Source organism: Neisseria sp. P0022.S010 (assembly GCF_051956635.1).
Genome location: NZ_JBQCXF010000682.1, coordinates 1 through 1,421, shown reverse-complemented (window position 1 = coordinate 1,421; position 1,421 = coordinate 1). Strand labels below are relative to the sequence as shown.

General features: G+C 51.2%; 1 protein-coding gene and 1 pseudogene. One reads left to right on the top strand and one right to left on the bottom strand.

The annotated features are described in order from the left end of the window. Nucleotides 1–805, top strand: an 805-nt coding sequence (locus ACTHUT_RS20635) for an FAD-dependent oxidoreductase (RefSeq protein WP_440419669.1), incomplete at its 5' end; no start/stop codon positions are given. A gap of 209 nt (nucleotides 806–1,014) precedes the next feature. Here ACTHUT_RS20635 and ACTHUT_RS20630 read toward each other — a convergent pair. Next, nucleotides 1,015–1,421, bottom strand: a pseudogene (locus ACTHUT_RS20630) (transposase); the annotation flags it as partial.

Genomic DNA, 1,421 nt, shown 5'->3' with positions numbered 1-1,421 from the left:
CAACTGGCCTGCCGATGCAGGAGGCGTACAAGGTCCGGAACTGATGGCCCGTTTCCAAGCCCATGCCGAACGTTTCGGTACTGAAATGATTTTCGACCAAATCCACACCGTTGATTTGCAAAATTGTCCGTTTACCCTCAAAGGCGATATGGGCGAATACACCTGCGATGCGCTCATCGTTGCTACCGGCGCATCCGCCAAATATTTAGGTTTGCCAAGCGAAGAAGCCTTTGCAGGCAAAGGTGTTTCCGCCTGCGCAACTTGTGATGGCTTCTTCTATAAAAAACAAGATGTTGCCGTAGTAGGCGGTGGCAATACCGCTGTGGAAGAAGCCCTCTACCTTGCCAATATCGCCAACACCGTTACCCTGATTCACCGCCGCGACAGCTTCCGTGCTGAAAAAATCATGGTGGACAAACTGATGCAACGCGTCGAAGAAGGCAAAATCATCCTCAAGCTCAACAGCTCGGTTGATGAAATCTTGGGCGACGAAAGCGGCGTTACCGGTGCACGCCTGAAACACAATGACGGCAGCACTGAAGAAATCGCTGTAAAAGGCGTTTTCATCGCCATCGGCCACAAACCCAACACCGATATTTTCAAAGGCCAACTCGATATGGATGAAACCGGCTACCTGAAAACCAAAGGCGGTACCGGTGACAATGTCGGCGCAACCAATATCGAAGGCGTATGGGCGGCAGGCGATGTCAAAGACCACACCTACCGTCAAGCCATCACCAGCGCAGCTTCCGGCTGCCAAGCCGCGCTGGATGCCGAACGTTGGCTCGACCGCCACGGCGTATGAGCCTCTAAGCTTCGCCCTATTCTTTAAAACATAATAAAAGGCCGTCTGAAATTTCAGACGGCCTGAGACCTTTGCAAAATTCCTTTCCCCCAACAGCCGAAACCTAAACAAAGATTTTCGGCTGTTTTTGTTTCAAATATCCACTGATTCTACTCAGACACCCCCTTAATCCCCCTTGGATACCTGATAATCAGGCATCCGGCTGCCTTTTAGGCAGCAATAGGCGCACTTAGCCTGTTGGCGGCCTTCAACAGGTTCAAACACATCGCCTTCAGATGGCTTTGCGCACTCACTTTAATCAGCCCGAAATAGGCTGCCCGGGCATAGCGGAATTTACGGTGTAGTGTACCGAAGCTTTGTTCGACCACATAATGGGTCTTCGACAAATACCGGTTACGTTTGGTTTGCGCTTCCGTCAGCGGACAGTTGCGGTGGGCTTTGCGCATAATGCCGTCCTGCAGCCGACGCTCTTCTAGATGTTATCGGTTTTCCTCACTGTCATAGCCTTTGTCGGCATAGACGGTCGTACCTTTGGGTAATCCTTCCAACAAAGGCGATAGGTGTTTGCACTCATGGGTATTGGCGGGGGTAATGTGCAGTTTCTCGATATAGCCTT